The following is a 17299-nucleotide window of genomic DNA, read 5'->3' as shown; positions in this document are numbered from 1 at the left end:
AGTTGATCGAGCAAAGGGCGGCCATGGCCGCCCTTTGCATTTGGGTTTCAATGTGTTTTCGATTCCTTTGAAATCAAAGGCCCGATCACCTTGGTCGCCACCGGGATCAACACCAGCCCCCAGGCCAGACCAAACAAGCCATCCATGGTGGCCTTGGACATCCATTTAACCGCCCCGGCCCATTGCTCGGACAACGAATGCCCAATTGCGTTAGCCCAGTCGTAGATATGATGGCCCAGCCATCCAAAGCCCAGCACTTCCAACCCGTGGATGATGATCGATCCACCCACCCACAGCATCGCTGCGGTTCCGACAATTGACAGCGTTTTCATTACGCCGGGCATCGCCTTGACCAGACCACGGCCAAGGCCGCGACCAATCGGTGTTGGCGCGTTCTGTGCAAGATACAGCCCCACGTCATCCATTTTCACGATCAGTGCAACCGAACCATAAACGGCCACCGTAACCCCGATTCCGACGACGGCCAGCGTCGCGGCCTGCATCCACAAATTGGGGGCCTCAATCGCGGCTAAGGCAATCGTCATGATCTCAGCCGATAGAATAAAGTCCGTTTTGATCGCACCCTTGACCTTTTGTTCCTCGAGGTGTCCGGGATCCCGGACGTCCATGTCTTGTTCAATGGCGTGACTGCCGTGCGGGAATAAGACATGAAATATCTTCTCAGCCCCTTCAAAGCAAAGATATGACCCACCAAGCATCAGCAAAGGGGTGATCAGCCATGGCGCGAAATTGGCCAGCAACAGAGCCACCGGCAGCAGCAACACGATCTTGTTGAACACCGACCCTCGCGCGATGCGCCAAATGATCGGCAATTCCCGCGCGGGCGCAAATCCCTGAACGTATTTCGGAGTGACCGCTGCGTCATCAATGATAACACCCGCTGTTTTCGCCCCGGCCTTGCCCGCCGCCGCAACCACATCGTCGACCGAGGCTGCCGCCACCTTTGCGATCCCAGCCACATCGTCCAATAGGGCCAACAGTCCGCTCATCGCGTGTCCTTTCCCGTCACCTGTCGCACCCGGACCCTACCTGATCTCTCAGCTAGCGCAAGCGTTAGCGCAATCGCGTGAGGTTTGCGCTAACACCTTAAAAATATACCTCTTTTGCCCTTTTGAGATTCTCGTTTCGCCGCTATATGGCCCTCAACGCAAGCGCATCAGGAGACATCAAATGACCATCAAGGTCGGTATCAATGGTTTTGGCCGCATTGGCCGCTGCACCTTGTCGCACATCGCCGCTTCGGGGCGCAACGACATCGAAGTGATCAAAGTCAACGCCACCGGCCCATTGGAAACCTCGGCGCACCTGTTGAAGTATGACAGTGTTCACGGGCGTTTCCCTCGCGAAGTTTCCGTTGATGGCAACACCATGGATCTGGGCCGTGGCCCGATGCAGATGTTCTCAACCTACGACATGACCGAGCTGGACTGGGAAGGCTGCGACGTCGTTCTGGAATGCACTGGTAAATTCAATGACGGGACCAAGGCGAAAACCCATCTTGAGCGCGGCGCAGGCAAGGTTTTGCTGTCGGCCCCTGGTAAGAATGTCGACAAGACCATCGTCTTCGGCGTGAACCACAACACTCTGACTGCCAATAACAACATGGTGTCGAACGGCTCTTGCACCACCAACTGCCTGGCCCCGCTGGCCAAGGTGCTGGACGAAGGTGTCGGTATCGAACACGGCATCATGACTACCATCCACGCCTATACCGGAGATCAGCCCACGCTGGATCGTCGCCACAGCGACCTTTACCGCGCACGCGCTGCAGCGATGTCGATGATCCCGACCTCGACCGGTGCGGCCAAAGCACTGGGTGAGGTTCTGCCGAATCTGAAGGGCCGTCTGGACGGTTCCGCAATCCGCGTCCCTACCCCGAATGTCTCGGCTGTGGATCTGACCTTCCGCGCCTCGCGTGACACGTCGACAGCAGAAATTAACGCCATCGTTGAAGAGGCCGCCAAGGGCCCGATGCAGCGCGTTCTGGGATATGAGCCCGCGCCGCTGGTGTCGACCGACTTTAATCATACCGAAGAAAGCTCGATATTCGCACCGGATCAGACCCGCGTGGTCGACGACCGCATGGTCCGCGTTCTGGCCTGGTACGACAATGAATGGGGCTTCTCGGTCCGCATGGCTGACGTTGCTGTTGCGATGGGCCGTCTTAACTGACCCTTCGGACTTCGCTTGTACCTTAATGCCCGCTCAGGTTATCTGGGCGGGCATTTTTGTTCGGAACGATCATGACCAATCAAATCGCCATCTGGCTCGGCATCCTTCTGCTTGGGGGCGTGATACTGGACATGACCCTGTATAATGGCGATCACCTGCTGTTCCTTGCCAAGAAGCTTTACGAATTTTTGGACTGGCTCGCCTTCTGGCGCTGATTGAGGTTTTTCTTGACTCTTTTGTTGATCTGGAGTTGTTAGCGCTAACTCATCTTATAGAGATATTTCGACGGAGCAGACCATGACCTTGAAACTCGCGATCAACGGATTTGGACGGATTGGGCGCGGGGTTCTGCGCGCTGTGATGGAAAGTGGCCGCACGGACGTAGAGATCGTGGCCATCAACGATCTGGGCAAGCCGGACATGAACGCACATCTGTTCGAGTTCGACAGCGTGCATGGCCGTTATCCCAACCCGGTAACACTCAGCGATGCAGGTCTGGATGTGGGCCGCGGACCGATCCGACTGACCAGTGAACGTAACCCCGAGGATCTGCCTTGGTCGGATATTGATGTCGTTCTGGAATGCACCGGTGTGTTCCGCACCCGTGAAGCCGCTGAGCGTCACTTCAAGAACGGATCAAATAAGGTTCTGATCTCGGCCCCGGCCCGTGGCGACGGTAACGTGAAAACCGTCGTGTTTGGCGTAAACGATCATGAACTGACCGCCGAAGATCTGGTTGTATCGAACGCATCCTGCACCACCAACTGTCTTTCGCCAGTCGCGGCCGCCCTGGATGCTGGGCTTGGCATCAAGCACGGCAACATGACCACAGTTCACGCCTATACCGCCAGCCAGCCGGTACAGGATCTGGTCGGAAAAGACCCTTACCTGTCGCGCGCTGCTGCGTTGTCGATGATCCCCACCACAACTGGCGCGGCCGCAGCCGTCGGTCTGGTTCTGCCGCAATTGCAAGGCAAGCTGACGGGTCAGGCGATCCGGGTCCCGACCCCGAATGTCTCGGTCGTCGATTTGGTGGCCGAAGTTTCGCGCCCTACCACTGAAGAAGAAGTAAACCAGTTGTTCATCGATGCCGCTGCCAAAATACCCGGCGTGTTGGCCGCGGAAAGCCGCCCGTTGGTGTCCATAGATTTCAACCACGACCCGCACAGTTCGACTGTGTCGTTGGCCGAAACTAAAGTCACTGATGGCACGCTGGTACGCGTGCTGGCCTGGTATGACAATGAATGGGGCTTCTCGAACCGGATGCTGGACACAGCCGCCGCGATGGGCGGCCTAGCCTAGCCGTTCTTTCAATGCGGTGTTGACGCGGGGCGTGACGAATTTCGACACGTCCCCGTTCAATCGGGCAATTTCCTTGACCAGCTTCGAGGCAATCGCCTGATGCCGGGCCTCCGCCATCAAAAAGACGGTTTCAATCGAATCGTCCAAAGCACGGTTCATGCCGACCATCTGAAATTCGTATTCGAAATCAGCGACCGCACGCAAACCACGCACAATGATCTGCGCCCCAACGTCGCGTGCACAATCAATCAGCAGGTTTTCAAAGGGATGTGCGATGATCTCGGTTCCAGTCTGCTCCGAAAGTTGGGCGCATTCGGCTTCGATCATGGCCACGCGCTCTTCCAACGAAAACAGAGGGCCCTTGTCCCGGTTGATGGCGACGCCAATGACCAATTTATCCACCAAAGCTGCCGCTCGACGGATGATATCGATATGTCCCATTGTGATGGGATCAAAGGTTCCAGGATACAAACCAACCCGCATCGCGCCCTCCTGCGCAACAAAATTTCTGCGCAAGCAAACATAACTTTGCTGCAGGTGCAAGTGATTGCTGTGGCAACCCTTGCCGTTAGTGCCCCATTATCATGCCTTCCAAAGCATCTTTTTCCATGGCCAGTTCGGCCAACTGTGCCTTCACGACATCGCCAAGTGTGACAATGCCGACAAGCTTACCGTCTTCCACCACTGGCATATGGCGAAACCGCCCTTCGGTCATCCGGGACATGATGTCTTCGACCGTCGCCTGACGGGTCGTCGTGACAAGTTCCTGCGTCATGTAAGACTTAACTGGCTGGTTCAGGCAGCCACTGCCACTGCCCGCCAGTTCGCGGACAATGTCACGCTCGGACAGGATGCCCGATGCGGTTTCCCCACCGTCTTCGGAAATCACGACTGTTCCGATCCGCTTCTCCGCAAGAATCTTCGATACCTCCGAGACCGTCGCCGTTGGCGCAACCGTCACAACACCGTCTGTCGCTTTGGACTTCAGGATGGCCTGTACAAGCATGAAGAATACCTCCGGAAATAATGACACTTATTCCAAAGCGTTGCGCGATTGCTGCGACCTGTCAAGCGTCGGTCCCTGCTTCCAAACGAAGCACTTCCTCGCGAATGCCGCGTGTCAGGGCATCCGCAAAGCGGTTCAACCGTTCGTTGCGCTGATCTCCCTCATGCCGAACAAGATAGAAACTACGCGTCAAACTCACTTGATCCGTCAGGATTTTCTGAAGCCCCGGATGAAACGGCAACGTGAAATCATGGGCGACACAAACGCCCGTTCCCAGCGTAACCTGGCGCAATTGAACCGAGACCGAGTTCGATGCAAGCGCGACACGGTCAATACCAATGTCGTTCAGGTAATCCAGTTCTCGGTCGAAGATCATGTCTGGGATGTAGCCGATCCACCTGTGCCCCTTCAGGTCTATGACAGATTGGATCGGTCCATGCCGTCTCAGATAGTCTTCGGTTGCAACCATGTGCAATTTGTAATCGCTGACTTTCTTGACCAGCAGTCGCCCTGCTGTCGGCGCACTGACCGTCAACGCCATATCCGCCTCACGCCGGGACAGGTTGATCACCCGAGGCAGCGCAAGAATCTGAATGTCCAGATCAGGGTTCGCATCGCTGATTTTCGCACAGACCTGCGGCAAAAGGTAATTGGCGCTGCCATCCGGTGCGCCGATCCTGATTTGCCCACTCAGCGATCTTGTCGACCCGGCCACGGCCCCGGCAGCGGCGCGTATCGCCTCTTCGGCGTGCAGCCCATGTTCCAAAAGCCGTTGCCCCGCTGGAGTCAAAACATAGCCCTGCTGCGATTTGGTGAACAGAATCGAATCCAAAGTGGATTCCAGCCGGGCCACGCGACGCCCAACAGTGGCGGGATCGATTTTCAGGACACGACCGGCAGAAGACAGGCTTTCTTCCCGCGCGACGGCCAGAAAGATTCGCATATCGTCCCAGTTTGGGGTCATTTCTTTCCTTTTGCATTTTTGCAAAGCTCCTTTGAGACATTGCCTCTGTTCGTGGGATTTCTGCAAGCCTATTCTGCGGGCAAATCTATCGGAGGAACTATTGATGCAAGACCTGACCCATTTCCTGAACGGCGAAATGGTCGCCGGTACATCCGGTCGTTTCGACGACATTTACAACCCGGCAACGGGCGAAGTTCAGTACAAATGCCCGATGGCCAGCGCAGCAGAAACCACAGCCGCCATTGAAGCCGCGGCCGCGGCCCAGCCTGCATGGGGCGCGACCAACCCTCAAAAGCGCGCGCGCGTCATGATGGCCATGGTCGGCCTGATGAACCGCGACATGGACAAGCTGGCCGAGGCGCTGAGCCGCGAGCACGGCAAAACCATCCCCGACGCCAAAGGTGACCTGCAGCGTGGTCTGGAAGTGATCGAGTACTGCATTGGTGCGCCACAGATGCTGAAAGGTGAGTTCACCGACAGCGCAGGCCCGGGTATCGATATGTACTCGATGCGTCAGCCTCTGGGCGTTGTCGGTTCGATCATGCCGTTCAACTTCCCCGCCATGATGCCACTGTGGCACGTTGGCCCGGCGTTGGCCTGCGGTAACGCCGTGATCCTGAAGCCGTCCGAACGTGACCCCTCGGTGCCGCTGATGCTGGCCGAACTGTTTGTCGAAGCCGGCCTTCCCAAGGGCGTGTTTCAGGTTGTGAACGGCGACAAGGAAGCAGTCGACACTATCCTCGACAGCGAGATCATTCAGGGCGTCAGCTTTGTGGGGTCTACACCGATCGCGCAATACATCTATAGCCGCGCAACCGCGAATGGTAAGCGAGCACAGTGTTTCGGTGGTGCCAAGAACCACATGATCGTCATGCCCGACGCTGACCTGGATCAGGCGGCCGACGCTCTGGTTGGTGCCGGTTTCGGAGCGGCAGGCGAACGTTGCATGGCTATCTCTGTCGCGGTTCCTGTTGGTGAAGAAACAGCAGACAAGCTGATAGAAAAGCTGATCCCACGTGTCGAAAAGCTGAAAGTTGGCCCCTACACAGCGGGCGACGATGTCGATATGGGCCCGGTTGTGACCGCCGCCGCGAAAGAACGTATCTTGGGCCTGATCAACTCGGGCGTCGAACAAGGCGCCAAGCTGGTCGTTGATAACCGTGATTTCAGCTTGCAAGGCTACGAAGACGGCTTCTTTGTCGGCCCGCACCTGTTCGACAACGTGACCCCGGATATGGATATCTACAAACAGGAAATCTTCGGCCCGGTCCTGTCAACGGTCCGCGCGGGTTCGTACGAAGAAGCGCTGAAGCTGGCGATGGATCATGAATATGGCAACGGCACCGCGATCTTCACCCGTGACGGTGACACCGCCCGTGACTTTGCCAGCCGGATCAATATCGGCATGGTTGGCATCAACGTTCCGATCCCGGTTCCGCTGGCCTATCACACATTTGGCGGCTGGAAGAAATCGATGTTCGGCGATCTGAACCAGCACGGCCCGGACAGCTTCAAGTTCTATACCCGCACCAAGACCGTGACCTCGCGCTGGCCGTCGGGCATCAAAGAAGGTGGCGAGTTCAACTTCAAAGCCATGGACTGATCTTTTTAGCCCTTAGTATTGAAACCCGGCCTCTAATTGGGCCGGGTTTATGCGCTTTTCCGCCGATTTCACTAACAAAGCCTCTGTTCACAAGAAATTCAGATCGGGCACTCTGGAAAAATGGGATCATCGGCAATATTTTTGCCCTAAAGTACGTATCGAGCATTCAATTTACCGGAGGCAGTTTTGTCCCAATCCCGTATGACCCGCCGTTCCGCCCTGCTGGGCGTTGCATCCTTGATGACGACCCCTGCCCTTGTTCGGGCTCAAAGCGTGGATGCCTTCCCGGAAACGGAAGACGCAATCAGCACGCAGCTGCCGGTACGGCGCAATGTATCGTCATTCTCGCAACAAAACTGGCAGGATCATTTTGACGAACTGGGTGTCGGTTGTTTGTTGGCCGATATCACCAGCCGTGCTGTGCACTTTTGGGCCCCCGACGGCACTTACAAACTGTACCCAAGCTCAGTCCCAATGAGCGAAGAGCTCACGAAACGCGGTTACACGAAAGTCGTGCGTAAAACTGAATTCCCAAGCTGGACGCCTACGGCATCGATGCGCGAACGGGATCCTTCGCTGCCACTCCGGATGGAGGGCGGTGATCCGGGCAACCCGCTGGGAACCCGCGCTATGTACCTGGGTTGGCCAGCTTACCTGGTGCACGGTACACAAGACACGCGTAAGATTGGTCGCCAGAGTTCGTCCGGGTGCATCGGCCTGTACAACCAACATGTCGAAGAACTGTATCCACTTGTTCAGGTTGGAACACAGGTTCGTCTGGTCTGACTTGCTGGTTGAAAATGCAAAAGCCCCGGTCACTGGCCGGGGCTTTGGTGTTTTTGAAGGGGGGTTTATTCTGGCAGGATAACCGCGTCGACCACGTGAATCACACCGTTGCTGGCTTCAATATCGGCCTGCACAACCTTGGCATCGTTCACTTTTACACCGTTTTTCGCATTGACGCTCAACCGGTCGCCCTGAACGGTCAGAACCTTGGCGCGCTTGCCAGCGATGTCACCAGACATAACCTTGGCCGGAACCACGTGATAGGTAAGGATCGATACCAGTTGATCCTTGTTTTCGGGCTTCAAAAGAGATTCCACCGTGCCCTCGGGCAATGCAGCAAAAGCTTCATCGGTAGGAGCAAATACGGTGAAAGGCCCATCTCCTTTAAGGGTGTCAACCAGACCTGCGGCCTGAACGGCGGCGACCAAAGTGTTGAATGAACCCGCTGCAACTGCAGTGTCAACAATATCTGCGGCCTGGGCCTTGAGTGGTATGGCAAACGCAATTGCGGCGGCGGCACCCATAAATGTACGACGGAACATGGCTGTCTTCTCCTCTCCAGCTTGTTATGGAAAGGGGTACGGGACTTCGGCTGGACCGGATCATTCTGAGATCAATTTTCTTTGAGCTGAACCCAGATGCTTTGCGCGCGCCCGTCGGCGAGAAACGGCAATGCCTTTACTGCATCCGGGCGGTCCTGTTGCAGGTAGTATCCCGGCCAAAGCATTGAATACGCGCCAGATTGCAGCAATGCATGCAGCATGTACTGCTCGCCCCAGCCCGGGCAGTCATAGAAGAACCGCTTGGGATATTCGTAGGGTAGAAAAACATCGTGCACATGGATGACCACGCCGGGTCTCAACGCCGGAATGATGCGGCAGAACAGATGGGCGACGTCGTTACTCATCCGTACGACATGGCTTGAATCGATGAACAGAACGTCTCCGGCTTCAAGCTCAGCAAAGAGCGATGGGTCGGCCTCTTCAAGACGTTTTTGTTCGAAGCGATCCACGACATGGGCAATATCCGCGCGGGGGTATGGATCAATGGCGGTAATCGTTGTGTCCAACCCACCGTCAATAATCGCTTGCCGTGTCACACGGGTTGAGTTCCCGCAACCTACCTCGATCACGCGCTTGGGCTGAAAGCGGCGGATCATCAGATACAAAGCATCCGCGTCCGGGCTGTCATAATAGCCGTTGCCTGAGCAATAGCCGGTCTGATTGCGCCCGGGGTCTTTCAACGCCTGCAAATCCCCTTTGAGACGATCATATCCCGCCACCAGTTGCGAGATATCGAACCCCTCCATCCCCGGCGACAAAGCATAAACGGGGCGCGTCAGGCCCCCTGAGGCCTCAAACGCCTCAAGCCGCGCGCGCTCATCCTGTTCCGTGACCGTATCGACCAGTTTCACACCCAACTCATCCAGAGCAGCGTTGATCTTCGGGAATTTTCTGGGTTTCACGGCGTTGGCTCCACGTTCTGTGCTGTCCCGTTCCTTACAATTGCGCCCCGCACCAGTGCAAGGACAAGCCCGGCAAACCCTTGGCAAAATGAAAATTTCCGTATTCACTGAGGCCCACGTCAGACAAAGAGGGCGCTATGCAGCAGGAATTCACACTGGGCATTGAAGAAGAATATCTTCTGGTAGATCGCGACAGCCTGCAATTATCCGAAGCGCCTGAAGCGCTGATGACCGCCTGTCAGAATGATTTCGAAGGTCAGGTCAGCCCCGAGTTTCTGCAATGTCAGATTGAAGTCGGCACACGCCCGCACACAACCATCGCCTCGGCGCGGGAAGACCTGAGACGCCTGCGATCCTGCGTGTCAAAACGGGCTGCCGAATACAACCTGTCCCCGATCGCTGTGTCCTGCCATCCCTTTGCCAACTGGAAGGATCAACATTACACCCGCAAGGAACGGTATGACGCGTTGCAACACGCCTTGGGGGGCGTGGCGAGACGGATGTTGATCTGCGGGATGCATGTGCATGTGGGGGTCGAGGATCCTGCCTTGCGCGCCGATCTGATGCCGCAGCTGTCTTACTTCTTGCCCCATCTGCTGGCGCTGTCAACATCCTCACCCTTTTGGAGCGGCGAAGATACTGGCCTGTCCTCTTATCGCCTGACAGTGTTCGACAACCTGCCACGCACCGGCCTTCCTCCCGTTTTCGGCAGTTGGGCTGAGTATGAACGCACCACCGGTATTCTTGTCGAATTGGGCGTGATCGAGGACACGACCAAAATCTGGTGGGACCTGCGCCCGTCGCATCGCTTCCCCACGCTTGAAACACGGATCATGGACGTACAGCCTCGGCTAGAGCACACATTGTCCCTGGCTGCCCTCGTTCAGGCGCTGACCCGCATGCTGTGCCGGCTGAAAGACCGCAACCTTCGTTGGAGGCAATATGATCGTTTCCTCATCGGAGAAAACCGTTGGCGTGCGCAGCGCTATGGCGTAGGCGAAGGCCTGATTGATTTCGGCGACCGCTCGGTTAAACCCATGTCCGAGCTGATTGGCGACCTTATGGGGCTATTGGCGGAAGACACCGAGGCGCTCGGCACGATGACTGAACTTGCACGGTTGCGGCAGATCGCCGAGAACGGCACCTCAGCCACGCGTCAGCGCCGTGTCCACGCCGAGGCCGTCGCGCGAGGCGATGATCCGGGGCAAGCAGTCGTGCGCCACTTGATTGAAGAATTTCACGCGGATCTATAGACTGAGCCACCCGTTTTGCGACCCATTGTTGAGCCTGCAAAATTTCTGTAAGAATTCAGAAATAAACAACCGTTCAATTCATTGCCGACGGGAGGGAGCGCCATGGATTTCGCACTCAGCGAGGAACAAACAGCCATATTCGACATGGCGCACGCATTTGGGCAGGAAAACATTGCGCCCTTTGCGCGGCAGTGGGAAACCGATGGCACCATTCCCAAAACCTTATGGCCACAGATCGGCGAGCTTGGTTTTGGAGCTTTGTATGTATCCGAGGACAGCGGCGGTTCGAACCTGACCCGCCTCGACGCCACTCTGGTTTTTGAGGCCCTTTCGATGGCCTGCCCTTCGGTTGCCGCGTTCTTGTCGATCCACAACATGTGCGCCAAAATGTTAGACAATTTCGCGGATGACGACCTCAAAGCGCGCATCATGCCCGATGTTCTGAGCCTGAACACGGTTCTGAGCTATTGCCTGACCGAGCCCGGTTCCGGTTCTGACGCAGCGGCTTTGAAGACACGCGCCGAACGCACGAATGAAGGCTACACGCTGAACGGCACCAAGGCATTCATCTCGGGCGGCGGGTATTCCGACGCCTATGTCTGCATGGTGCGCACCGGTCAGGATGGCCCCAAGGGCATCTCAACCGTTTATGTCGAGGACGGCACCCCGGGTCTGAGCTTTGGAGCGCTGGAACAGAAAATGGGCTGGAAAAGTCAGCCCACCGCGCAGGTGCAGTTCGATGACTGCAAAATTCCGGCGGGAAATCTTGTCGGCACCGAAGGCGACGGGTTCAAATATGCCATGATGGGGCTGGACGGCGGGCGGCTCAACATTTCGGCCTGTTCGCTCGGGGCTGCTCAGGCCGGGCTGGATATGACATTGCAATACATGTCCGAGCGCAAGGCATTTGGCCAATCCATTGATCAGTTTCAAGCCCTGCAGTTCCGTCTGGCAGACATGGAAATCGAATTGCAGGCCGCGCGCACATTCTTGCGTCAGGCGGCGTGGAAACTGGATCAGGGCGCACCCGATGCCACGAAGTTCTGCGCCATGGCAAAAAAATTCGTGACCGAAACCGGTTCGAAAGTGGTGGATCAATGCCTGCAACTGCATGGGGGGTATGGCTATCTTGCTGATTACGGCATCGAAAAGCTTGTGCGCGATCTTCGGGTACATCAGATATTAGAAGGCACGAATGAGATTATGCGCGTGATCGTAGCGCGCCAGATGCTTGCCAACCGCTGAGGGCCCCATGTCAGACATCGAAATCCGCACCACGGGTCGAGCCGGACGCATCACCCTTACCCGCCCACATGCTCTGAACGCGATGAGTTACGAGATGTGCATGGCTATCGACACGGTGGTGCGTAACTGGCGCGAAGACGATGCCGTTGACCTGATCATTCTGGACGCCGAAGGGGAAAAAGCCTTCTGCGCAGGCGGTGATATCGCCGAACTCTATGAAACCGGCACCAAGGGCGACTATGCCTACGGACAGACATTCTGGCGCGACGAATACCGCCTGAATGCGATGATCTTCGAGTACCCCAAACCAGTCATCAGCTTTCTTCAGGGCTTTACCATGGGCGGCGGTGTAGGCATCGGGTGCCACGGCAGCCACCGCGTGGTCGGGGAAAGTTCCAAAATCGCCATGCCCGAATGCTCGATCGGTCTGGTGCCGGATGTGGGCGGCTCACTGATGCTGGCGCTCGCCCCCGGTCGGTTGGGCGAGTTTCTGGGAACGACAGGGTTCCGAATGGGTCCTGCAGATGCGATTCTGGCAGGGTTTGCAGACCATTACATCCCGCAATCGCACTGGTCTGATCTGATCGAGATGCTTGAAGCCTCCGGCAAAGCGGACCTGATTTCCCAGCACGCTGAAACCCCACCCGTCGGAGAATTGGCCGGGTTGCAGGCCGACATCGATCGGCATTTCTCGGGCGAAACGCTGGGCGACATCGTGACAAGCCTGCGCAACATTGACCAGGAGTTTTCGAAGAAAACCCTGGCGACGCTGGGAAAAAACGCCCCCCTTTCCACGGCCAGTACAATTGAGATGTTGCACCGTCTGCGCGGCCCCGCATTGACCATACGGCGTGCTCTGGAATTGGAATACCGTTTCACCCATCGGGCGATGGAACACGGTGATTTTCTGGAAGGCATTCGCGCACAGATTATCGATAAAGACCGCAGCCCAAACTGGCAGTTTCCCGATATGGACGTCCCGTTGGCGGCCGTATCGAAAATGCTTCAGCCGCTGGACGCGGATACCCTGACTTTCAAGGAGGACTAAGAGATGCAGATCGGTTTCATAGGGCTGGGAAATATGGGCGCGCCCATGGCGGCCAACCTGGCAAAGGCCGGGCATCAGGTTCTGGGATTTGATACGGCAGGCGTCACCGTGGAGGGTGTAACACAGGTCGAAACGGCAACTGACGCCGTCGCGGGTGCTGATGCGGTCATAACTATGCTGCCAAACGGCGCTATCTTGATGGCCGTTGCAGATCAGGTCATTCCTGCCATGTCGAAAGGGGCTGTGCTGATCGACTGCTCGACAGTTGACGTGGACAGCGCGCGCGCTGTGGCCGAACAGGCCATCGGTTCCGGGCTCCTGTCTGTGGACGCGCCTGTTTCAGGCGGTATCGGCGGTGCGTCGGCAGGCACGCTAACGTTCATGGCTGGCGGATCAGAAGACGCATTCGCCAAAGCCGCACCCCTGTTCGATATCATGGGGCAAAAAGCGGTTCATTGTGGCGAGGCCGGAGCTGGCCAAGCCGCCAAAATCTGCAACAACATGATCCTCGGCGTCACGATGATTGCCACCTGTGAAGCTTTTGCACTGGCGGACAAGCTGGGACTGGACCGTCAAAAGATGTTCGACGTCGTCAGCACATCGTCAGGCTATAGCTGGACGATGAACGCCTATTGCCCTGCCCCCGGCGTTGGCCCGCAAAGCCCTGCCGACAATGACTACACGCCCGGGTTTGCTGCTGAGCTTATGCTAAAAGACCTGCGTCTCAGCCAGCAAGCTGCAGACAGCGCTGATGCGGATACACCGATGGGTCAGGTCGCGACTTCTCTGTATGAGCAATTTGTTGAAAAAGAAGACGGATTGGGCCGTGACTTTAGCGCGATGCTGCCACGCTTCGAAAAACGCGGGCGTGAATAGGCAATTCGGCAGCCTTTTGCCCAGTCGTTTGACAGACGATCGGTAAGGGGCCATCTAACCGTCATGTTCCGAGGCGTCTTTAGCCTTTTCGCAAAGGAAAGCGGCATGACAAAATACCTGGTGACCACTGCAATGCTTGCGGCCATGGCGATTGCACCTGTTTCAGCCGTAGCCAAGAACAAAAACGGGCATTGCCCACCGGGTTTGGCCAAAAAGTCCATTCCTTGCGTGCCACCGGGACAAGCGAAAAAGATCTATCGGAATGGTGATTTCATCCGCAACGATTATCGCTGGGTCGACAACCCGTATCACTATGGGCTGAACCGGAACTATTCCTACATCCGGGCGGGTGACTACGTATACCGGGTTGACCCTGACACACGCAAAGTCCTGAATCTGATTGGTGCGGTTGCCGATATTCTGAACTGAACTGGCGTCGCAGCAGTTATTCTGCCGCGACGCGCGCGTTTTCCAACATCGATTTCAGATAACGACCGGTATGGCTGCGCTCGGCGGTGGCAACATCTTCGGGCGTCCCCGTGGCCACAATCTCACCGCCGCCATCGCCGCCCTCGGGACCAATGTCGATAATATGATCCGCAGTTTTCACCACGTCCAGATTGTGCTCGATCACAACAACCGTGTTCCCCTGATCGACCAGTTCATGCAGCACTTCCAACAGTTTGCGCACGTCTTCAAAATGCAGACCCGTGGTTGGCTCGTCCAGGATGTAGAGCGTCCGTCCCGTTGAACGTTTCGACAATTCCTTGGACAGCTTCACACGTTGTGCTTCGCCGCCAGAAAGCGTGGTAGCCTGCTGACCAACCTTGATGTAACCCAGCCCAACGCGGGCCAAAGCATCCATCTTGTCCCGGATCGACGGCACGGCCTTGAAGAACTCTTGGGCATCTTCCACAGTCATATCAAGCACATCGGCGATGGACTTGCCCTTGAACTTGATCTCAAGCGTCTCGCGGTTGTAGCGCGCGCCTTTGCAGGTCTCGCAGGTAACATAGACATCGGGCAGAAAGTGCATTTCAATCTTGATGACACCGTCACCCTGACATGCTTCGCACCGGCCGCCCTTGACGTTAAAGCTGAACCGCCCTGGTTTGTACCCTCGTGCCTTCGCCTCAGGTAGTCCGGCAAACCAGTCCCGAATCGGAGTGAAAGCCCCGGTGTAAGTTGCTGGATTCGAACGCGGAGTCCGCCCGATCGGGCGTTGATCGATGTCGATGACCTTATCCAAATGCTCCAATCCCTTGATCGTCTCACAAGGCGCCGGAGTTTGACGGGCACCGTTCAAACGCATCGAAGCGGTTTTGAACAGCGTCTCAATGGTCAGTGTGGATTTGCCGCCACCAGACACCCCTGTCACACAAACGAATTTGCCTAAGGGAAATTCGGCTGTGACATTTTTCAGATTATTCCCGGTGGCCTTCACCACGGTCACTTTCAGTTTCTTGCCCTTGCGCCGCTCTGCCGGAACCGCGATTTCACGCGTTCCCGCCAAGTATTGCCCGGTGATCGAGGCCGCATCCGCCGTGATGTCGGCAGGCGTACCATGACTGACAACCTGTCCCCCATGCACGCCCGCACCGGGGCCAATGTCGAACACATAATCGGCTTCGCGGATCGCTTCCTCGTCATGTTCGACAACAATCACGGTATTGCCCTGATCCCGCAGGTTCTTAAGCGTGTCAAGCAACCGGTCATTATCGCGCTGATGCAAGCCGATTGAGGGCTCGTCCAACACATACAGAACCCCCGTCAGACCCGAACCGATCTGGCTGGCCAAACGAATACGCTGGCTTTCACCGCCGGACAGCGTTCCACTTGAACGGGACAGCGTAAGGTACTCCAAACCAACATTATTCAGGAAACCAAGGCGTTCGCGAATCTCTTTCAGAATGGCGCGCGCGATTTCATTTTTCTGCGCACTCAGGTGGTTGGGTGCATCTTCGATCCAGGCCAAAGCTTCACGGATCGACATCCGCACCACTTGCCCGACATGCAGACCGGCAATCTTGACCGCAAGCGCCTCGGGCCGCAGACGATACCCCTCGCATGTGCCGCATGAGCGATTGTTCTGATACCGTTCGAACTCTTCTCGAATCCACGCGCTGTCAGTTTCGCGGTAACGACGTTCCATATTCGGGATCACGCCTTCGAAACTGCGAGTCACTTGATACACCCGCCCGCCTTCATCATAGCGGAACTGAATTTCTTCATCGCCTGAGCCACGCAGGAACACCTGCTGCACGTTCTTGGGCAAGTCTTTCCAAGGCGTGTTCTTATCGAACTCAAAGTGCCTTGCGATGGCTTCGATGGTCTGAAGGAAATACGGCGACTTGCCCTTGCGCCAAGGCGCCAAGGCCCCGTCATAAAGCTTCAGCGTCTGATCCGGCACAACGAGACGCTCATCAAAGAACAACTCGACCCCCAACCCATCACAATCCGGGCAAGCCCCAAATGGCGCATTGAAGGAAAACAGGCGCGGTTCAATCTCGGGGATGGTAAACCCGCTGACCGGGCAGGCAAAATTCTCGCTGAAGGTGATACGCTCCGGGTCGCCCTCACGCGGTGCGGTTTCCAGAATTGCAATGCCGTCCGCCAGATCCAATGCGGTGCGCAGGCTGTCGGCCAGGCGGGTCTCCAAGCCCTCTCGCACAACCAGGCGATCAACCACCACATCGATATCGTGGCGGAATTTCTTGTCCAGTGTCGGCGGTTCATCCAGCTCATAGAATGAGCCGTCCACCTTGACCCGCTGGAACCCCTGCTTGCGCAGCTCCAGGAACTCTTTTTTGTATTCACCCTTGCGGTCGCGCACGATGGGGGCCAACAGATAACCCCGCGTGCCGTCTTCCATCGTCATGATCCGGTCAACCATGTCCTGCACCTGTTGGGCTTCGATCGGTTGTCCGGTGGCGGGGCTGTAAGGGGTTCCGGCGCGCGCGAACAGCAGGCGCAAATAGTCGTAAATCTCTGTAACCGTGCCAACTGTCGAACGCGGGTTTTTCGACGTCGTTTTCTGTTCGATGGAAATCGCCGGGCTCAGGCCGCTGATGTGATCCACATCGGGTTTTTCCATCATGTCTAGGAACTGCCGCGCATAAGCTGACAGGCTTTCAACATAGCGGCGCTGACCTTCGGCATAAATGGTGTCAAACGCCAGCGAGGACTTGCCCGAACCGGACAGTCCGGTGATCACCACCAGCTGATCCCGCGGGATATCGACATCAATGCCTTTGAGGTTATGCTCGCGCGCGCCACGCACCTCGATATTCTTCAGCTCAGCCATTTCCGGCCCCCAACAAACAAGTGGTTTAGAGATAGGCGAGCTTGCCTGAGTCTCCAACAGAAAAGTTAGAACAATTAGTGAACGTACAGGTTTTCGCCGACCAAATCAAACCATGGTTGCTCAATAGGCAATTCCGTTGAGATCGTTTTTGGCCAAATCGGGAAATTAAAAGAAAAATGGCGCGGTTGACGGGGCTCGAACCCGCGACCCCCGGCGTGACAGGCCGGTACTCTAACCATCTGAGCTACAACCGC

Annotated in this window: 17 protein-coding genes and 1 tRNA gene; 10 read left to right on the top strand and 8 right to left on the bottom strand. The window is 56.6% G+C overall.

Going from position 1 to position 17299, the window contains the following annotated elements; genetic code table 11:
• Positions 1-47 precede the first annotated feature (47 nt).
• A complete protein-coding gene (locus AC2FLD_RS00090; RefSeq protein WP_496671381.1) occupies positions 48-1010 on the bottom strand; it encodes a DUF808 domain-containing protein in 963 nt (320 codons plus the stop codon).
• 181 nt (positions 1011-1191) lie between these two features.
• On the opposite strand from AC2FLD_RS00090, the gene gap (AC2FLD_RS00085) reads away from it, so the two are divergent.
• The 3 genes from gap (AC2FLD_RS00085) (at position 1192) to gap (AC2FLD_RS00075) (ending at position 3495) form a co-directional block, all read left to right on the top strand.
• A complete protein-coding gene (gene gap / locus AC2FLD_RS00085; RefSeq protein WP_496671383.1) occupies positions 1192-2193 on the top strand; it encodes a type I glyceraldehyde-3-phosphate dehydrogenase in 1002 nt (333 codons plus the stop codon).
• A gap of 71 nt (positions 2194-2264) precedes the next feature.
• On the top strand, positions 2265-2408 hold the full coding sequence (locus AC2FLD_RS00080; RefSeq protein WP_496671386.1) for a hypothetical protein: 144 nt from the start codon (positions 2265-2267) through the stop codon (positions 2406-2408).
• An 82-nt stretch (positions 2409-2490) separates the two neighbouring features.
• Positions 2491-3495 carry a type I glyceraldehyde-3-phosphate dehydrogenase gene (gap, locus tag AC2FLD_RS00075; RefSeq protein ID WP_496671389.1) on the top strand — a complete coding sequence of 335 codons (1005 nt, stop codon included), beginning with the start codon at positions 2491-2493 and terminating at the stop codon, positions 3493-3495.
• Here the strand turns inward: gap (AC2FLD_RS00075) and coaD are convergent.
• From coaD to AC2FLD_RS00060, 3 genes are all read right to left on the bottom strand, one after another.
• A complete protein-coding gene (coaD, locus tag AC2FLD_RS00070; RefSeq protein ID WP_050603665.1) occupies positions 3487-3978 on the bottom strand; it encodes a pantetheine-phosphate adenylyltransferase in 492 nt (163 codons plus the stop codon). The two genes, gap (AC2FLD_RS00075) and coaD, sit on opposite strands and share 9 nt — an antisense overlap.
• 85 nt (positions 3979-4063) lie before the next feature.
• Entirely contained in the window at positions 4064-4501 is a 438-nt protein-coding gene (locus AC2FLD_RS00065; RefSeq protein WP_050603482.1) for a CBS domain-containing protein, read from the bottom strand.
• 61 nt (positions 4502-4562) lie between these two features.
• Entirely contained in the window at positions 4563-5465 is a 903-nt protein-coding gene (locus AC2FLD_RS00060) for a LysR family transcriptional regulator (protein ID WP_496671392.1), read from the bottom strand.
• 103 nt (positions 5466-5568) lie between these two features.
• Here AC2FLD_RS00060 and AC2FLD_RS00055 point away from each other — a divergent pair, with 103 nt between their 5' ends.
• Entirely contained in the window at positions 5569-7068 is a 1500-nt protein-coding gene (locus AC2FLD_RS00055; protein WP_050603484.1) for a CoA-acylating methylmalonate-semialdehyde dehydrogenase, read from the top strand.
• 201 nt (positions 7069-7269) lie between these two features.
• The gene (locus AC2FLD_RS00050) at positions 7270-7854 is read left to right on the top strand and encodes a L,D-transpeptidase (RefSeq protein ID WP_172677875.1); all 585 of its coding nucleotides are present in this window, start codon (positions 7270-7272) and stop codon (positions 7852-7854) included.
• A gap of 65 nt (positions 7855-7919) precedes the next feature.
• Here AC2FLD_RS00050 and AC2FLD_RS00045 read toward each other — a convergent pair whose 3' ends face one another.
• Together AC2FLD_RS00045 and AC2FLD_RS00040 are read right to left on the bottom strand one after the other, a co-directional pair.
• Positions 7920-8396 (bottom strand): fasciclin domain-containing protein, encoded by a 477-nt coding sequence (locus AC2FLD_RS00045; protein ID WP_496671395.1) that lies wholly within the window; start codon positions 8394-8396, stop codon positions 7920-7922.
• A 71-nt stretch (positions 8397-8467) separates the two neighbouring features.
• A complete protein-coding gene (locus tag AC2FLD_RS00040) occupies positions 8468-9319 on the bottom strand; it encodes a class I SAM-dependent methyltransferase (protein WP_496671398.1) in 852 nt (283 codons plus the stop codon).
• A gap of 137 nt (positions 9320-9456) precedes the next feature.
• Between AC2FLD_RS00040 and AC2FLD_RS00035 the strand changes: the two genes are divergently transcribed.
• The 5 genes from AC2FLD_RS00035 to AC2FLD_RS00015 all read left to right on the top strand — a co-directional run bounded on the left by AC2FLD_RS00035 (position 9457) and on the right by AC2FLD_RS00015 (position 14170).
• Positions 9457-10572 carry a carboxylate-amine ligase gene (locus AC2FLD_RS00035; protein WP_050603488.1) on the top strand — a complete coding sequence of 372 codons (1116 nt, stop codon included), beginning with the start codon at positions 9457-9459 and terminating at the stop codon, positions 10570-10572.
• Positions 10573-10674: 102 nt separating this feature from the next.
• The gene (locus AC2FLD_RS00030) at positions 10675-11817 is read left to right on the top strand and encodes an acyl-CoA dehydrogenase family protein (protein WP_496671401.1); all 1143 of its coding nucleotides are present in this window, start codon (positions 10675-10677) and stop codon (positions 11815-11817) included.
• Between the two features lie 7 nt (positions 11818-11824).
• Positions 11825-12865 carry an enoyl-CoA hydratase/isomerase family protein gene (locus AC2FLD_RS00025; protein ID WP_496671404.1) on the top strand — a complete coding sequence of 347 codons (1041 nt, stop codon included), beginning with the start codon at positions 11825-11827 and terminating at the stop codon, positions 12863-12865.
• Between the two features lie 3 nt (positions 12866-12868).
• Positions 12869-13741: a 3-hydroxyisobutyrate dehydrogenase gene (mmsB, locus tag AC2FLD_RS00020; protein ID WP_496671407.1), complete on the top strand. Its 873-nt coding sequence runs from the start codon at positions 12869-12871 to the stop codon at positions 13739-13741.
• A 105-nt stretch (positions 13742-13846) separates the two neighbouring features.
• Positions 13847-14170: a hypothetical protein gene (locus tag AC2FLD_RS00015; RefSeq protein ID WP_083445230.1), complete on the top strand. Its 324-nt coding sequence runs from the start codon at positions 13847-13849 to the stop codon at positions 14168-14170.
• A 16-nt stretch (positions 14171-14186) separates the two neighbouring features.
• Here AC2FLD_RS00015 and uvrA read toward each other — a convergent pair whose 3' ends face one another.
• Entirely contained in the window at positions 14187-17045 is a 2859-nt protein-coding gene (uvrA, locus tag AC2FLD_RS00010) for an excinuclease ABC subunit UvrA (RefSeq protein ID WP_496671409.1), read from the bottom strand.
• A 177-nt stretch (positions 17046-17222) separates the two neighbouring features.
• A tRNA-Asp gene (locus tag AC2FLD_RS00005) sits at positions 17223-17299 on the bottom strand.

This window comes from Ruegeria sp. CDSA021 (assembly GCF_059612325.1).
Note: the sequence above shows the minus strand (reverse complement) of the source record. Positions and strands in the feature narration are given on the sequence as shown.

Bases quoted from the DNA above. Each gene is read 5' to 3' on its own strand.
- AC2FLD_RS00090 (WP_496671381.1), bottom strand. From the start codon at position 1,010: ATGAGCGGACTGTTGGCCCTATTGGACGATGTGGCTGGGATCGCAAAG.
- gap (WP_496671383.1), top strand. From the start codon at position 1,192: ATGACCATCAAGGTCGGTATCAATGGTTTTGGCCGCATTGGCCGCTGC.
- AC2FLD_RS00080 (WP_496671386.1), top strand. From the start codon at position 2,265: ATGACCAATCAAATCGCCATCTGGCTCGGCATCCTTCTGCTTGGGGGC.
- gap (WP_496671389.1), top strand. From the start codon at position 2,491: ATGACCTTGAAACTCGCGATCAACGGATTTGGACGGATTGGGCGCGGG.
- coaD (WP_050603665.1), bottom strand. From the start codon at position 3,978: ATGCGGGTTGGTTTGTATCCTGGAACCTTTGATCCCATCACAATGGGA.
- AC2FLD_RS00065 (WP_050603482.1), bottom strand. From the start codon at position 4,501: ATGCTTGTACAGGCCATCCTGAAGTCCAAAGCGACAGACGGTGTTGTG.
- AC2FLD_RS00060 (WP_496671392.1), bottom strand. From the start codon at position 5,465: ATGACCCCAAACTGGGACGATATGCGAATCTTTCTGGCCGTCGCGCGG.
- AC2FLD_RS00055 (WP_050603484.1), top strand. From the start codon at position 5,569: ATGCAAGACCTGACCCATTTCCTGAACGGCGAAATGGTCGCCGGTACA.
- AC2FLD_RS00050 (WP_172677875.1), top strand. From the start codon at position 7,270: ATGACCCGCCGTTCCGCCCTGCTGGGCGTTGCATCCTTGATGACGACC.
- AC2FLD_RS00045 (WP_496671395.1), bottom strand. From the start codon at position 8,396: ATGTTCCGTCGTACATTTATGGGTGCCGCCGCCGCAATTGCGTTTGCC.
- AC2FLD_RS00035 (WP_050603488.1), top strand. From the start codon at position 9,457: ATGCAGCAGGAATTCACACTGGGCATTGAAGAAGAATATCTTCTGGTA.
- AC2FLD_RS00030 (WP_496671401.1), top strand. From the start codon at position 10,675: ATGGATTTCGCACTCAGCGAGGAACAAACAGCCATATTCGACATGGCG.
- AC2FLD_RS00025 (WP_496671404.1), top strand. From the start codon at position 11,825: ATGTCAGACATCGAAATCCGCACCACGGGTCGAGCCGGACGCATCACC.
- mmsB (WP_496671407.1), top strand. From the start codon at position 12,869: ATGCAGATCGGTTTCATAGGGCTGGGAAATATGGGCGCGCCCATGGCG.
- AC2FLD_RS00015 (WP_083445230.1), top strand. From the start codon at position 13,847: ATGACAAAATACCTGGTGACCACTGCAATGCTTGCGGCCATGGCGATT.
- uvrA (WP_496671409.1), bottom strand. From the start codon at position 17,045: ATGGCTGAGCTGAAGAATATCGAGGTGCGTGGCGCGCGCGAGCATAAC.